Here is a 3130-nt window from a genome sequence, read left to right on the forward strand (position 1 = left end):
GCCGGGGACGGGGTGGGTGTCGTGGCCGCAGCTCGCGGACCCGACCTGGGTGAAGTGCCGGCGCAGGGTCCGCCGCCATGGCGCCGCCGGCAGGTCGGGACGCAGCGCGGCCAGCCCGGTGGCGTATTTGGAGATCCGGGTCGGCCGGTGGCCGCGGACCCAGAGCATACGGTCCACCCGGGACGCGGTGGAGCCCGTCTTGGTCTCGACCACCGCCAGGTCCGGAAGCCGTAGCGGGCAGCCGTCGTCCTGCCAGGTCAGCTCGGTGTCGATGGTGACCCGGCTGGCGGTTTCGGGCAGGAACAGGGTGCTGCGCCGGTACTGGGTGACGAGGGTGGGTACGAACGCCGGGGCGCCGCCGAGCACGATCGACTCCTGGGCGAGCACGGTCTCGACGAACTGCCATCCCGGCGCGAGGGTGGCATGGTGCTCCGGCTCGTACGCCAGCCGGTTCTTCACCGTGCTGCCCCGCGCGCCGTGCGTCTTGACCTCCAGCCAGCACTCCGCCGAGTCGAGATAGGTCCGGGTCCGGACCTTGAACCGGCGCCGGCGGCGCTGGGCGGTCAGCAGGTAGCTGGTCAGGTCCGGAGTGTCGAAGTACACCGACTGGTAGGCGAAGGAGCGCGCCCGGTCGATCTCCAGCACCCGGGTCTCGGGACCCATCTCGGCGAGGATGGCGCCGACCTCGCGCAGCGGCAGGACGTATTTGCGGTCCACCCGGGTCTGCAGGTCGGCGCGCTCGGTGAGTTCGTCCAGCCCGATGGGCTCCAGGCGGTCCATCGGGGCGCGGTCGAGCGTGGTCATCGGGGCACTCCACCGGAGGCGGCGGTGACCACGACGCCGCGCGCGGCACGCTGCACCGAGGGGTGCGAGTAGCGGACATCGACCAGCGTCGTATCGTTGACCAGGTCGACGCGCTGGATGCCCGCGGAGTGCACCCGGGCGCCGAGGATCTGCTCCAGCTGGGCGACGAGCGCGACCTGGTCGGTGACGGCCGAGTCGAGAAGTATGCTCTGCCGTCGGTAGCTGCGGAACAGCCGGGGATGGTCGCCGATGAACAGCACCACGAGGATCAGCGCCATCATGGACGGCACCTGCCACGCCGGCCCACCACCGAGTGCCGAGAGGATGCCGAGCGCCAGTGCCGAGAAGTAGTACGCCACCTCGTGCTGGTCGAGTTCGGTCGAGCGGAGCCGGATGATGGACAGCACCCCGAACAGCGCCAGCCCCAGGCCCAGTCCGGTACCGGCGCTGGTGGTGCCGAGCGAACTCGCGACGGCCATGACCCCGATGTTGACGCCGAGGTACGCGGCCACGAGATCTCGGCGTCGGTGACGGGGGAAGTAGAGCCCGAACACGAGCAGGGTCACTGCGACGATGTCGATCGCGAATAGGGCGAGCTGCGGCATGGGTCCTGTCCTCCTGGATATCATCCGGTGAGCTGTGGGTAAACGGATGCCGACATCCAGGTTACATTGAAGGTTCTCGATGCATGTGGGTTGCTCCCGCTAACAGTTTGTAACGAGATGTGATTCACAACCTTCGATCAGTCCGGAAGTGGCGCCGGACCGTGCGCGGACCGGGCCGTCAGCGGCAACTCCGAACGGATAACGGATGCGGCGGCTCCGGCCCGTCTTCCGGGCCGGAACCGCCGCATCAGGTCAGCTCGGGATCAGGCCGATCCGAAGACCGACAGGCCGGGCAGCGCCCGATCGCCGTAGTCGAACAGGGCCTGGTTCTCCCAGCCGTTGCCCGACGAGGCGTTCCCCGGATCCCAACCGTTACCGGGTACGGCCGTCCAGGTGGGCTCCCAGTAGAAGACGCCGAGACCCCGCCCGTTCGGTACCGACCGGACGACGGTGAACACCGCGCGCAGTGCGTCGGCCTGACCCTGCGGCGTGGCCGGGTAACCGCCGGCCTGCTGCAACGAGGAGTTGAAGATGTTCGGCTCACTGTCGTCGGCATTGAGCGTGAACCCGTACGCGGTCTCGGCGACCAGCACCGGCCGGCCGTACCGGGACGCCAGGTCGTTCAGGTTGGACTGGAGGCTGGACAGTGACCCGTGCCAGTAGAGGTAGTGCGAGACGCCGATCACGTCGAACGGCACCCCCCGCGAGGTCGCCTGGTCGAACCACCACCGGTGCTGCGAGTTGTTGCCGCCCTCGGCGAGGTGCAGCATCACCTGCGTCGAGCCGTTCACCGCCTTCACCGCGTTGCTGCCGGCGGTGAGCAGGGCGGCCAGGTTGGCCCAGTTGCTGCTGCGGCCGTCCGGCCAGAGCATGCCGTCGTTGATCTCGTTGCCGACCTGCACCATGTCGGCCGTCGTACCCTGGGCCTTCAGTGCGTTGAGGACGTCGTACGTGTGGTTGTAGACCGCGTCGCGCAGTTGGGTGAAGTTGTAGCCGTTCCAGGCCGCGGGCTTGTACTGCTTGCCGGGGTCGGCCCAGGTGTCCGAGTAGTGGAAGTCGACAAGCAGCTTCATCCCCTGCGCCTTGATCCGGCTGGCCATGGTCAGCACCCGGGCCTTGTTGTTGTAGCCGTCGGCCGGGTTGACCCAGACCTTCAACCGGGCGTAGTTGACCCCGTTGGCTCCGAGTAGTTGCACCGGGTCGCGCTGGGTGCCGCCGGAGTCCCGGTAGACGCCGCCCCGGTCCTGGCTCTTGAGCAGGGTGGAGATGTCGACGCCGCGGATCTGGGCGGCCGAGCCTCCGCTGCCGCCGCCGGTGAACTCCACGTCGTCGACGTTGATCCAGTTTCCGGCCCGCGCGTCGGAGACGATGCTGGCGGTGCACTGGCCGTTGGTGACCTGGGTGGTCACCGAGATCTGGGTCCAGTTGGCGACGGTGGGGATGTCGACCCGCTGCTCGGCGCCGCCGCAGTTGCGCAGCGACAGGTAGGCGGCGACCTGGCCGCCGCCGGAGCGTACCCAGGCCCGCAGGGTGTACGACCCGTTGCCCAGGCCGGTGAGCTGCTGGTGGGTCTCCACCCGGTACGCGCCGGATGCCCAGTGCGACAGCCGGTAGTTGCCGGAGCGTCCGCCTGCCTCGGTGAAGCCGGCGCTCTGCGTTCCGCTGCTGGAGGACTCCGACCAGCCCGGCGGGGTCTGGCTGGCACCGGAGGACTCGAAACC

General features: G+C 69.0%; 3 protein-coding genes. All 3 read right to left on the bottom strand.

From position 1 onward, the window contains the following. On the bottom strand, nucleotides 1–804 hold an 804-nt coding region (locus I0C86_RS40435), incomplete at its 3' end, for a polyphosphate polymerase domain-containing protein (protein WP_196206608.1). After that, on the bottom strand, nucleotides 801–1409 hold the full coding sequence (locus I0C86_RS40440) for a DUF4956 domain-containing protein (RefSeq protein WP_196206609.1): 609 nt from the start codon (nucleotides 1407–1409) through the stop codon (nucleotides 801–803). The genes I0C86_RS40435 and I0C86_RS40440, both read right to left, overlap by 4 nt. A 263-nt stretch (nucleotides 1410–1672) precedes the next feature. Continuing rightward, the coding region (locus tag I0C86_RS40445) for a glycoside hydrolase family 53 protein (RefSeq protein ID WP_196206610.1) at nucleotides 1673–3130 on the bottom strand (1458 nt) is incomplete at its 5' end.

The organism is Plantactinospora alkalitolerans (genome assembly GCF_015690345.1).
GTDB classification, from domain to species: Bacteria; Actinomycetota; Actinomycetes; order Mycobacteriales; family Micromonosporaceae; genus Plantactinospora; species Plantactinospora alkalitolerans.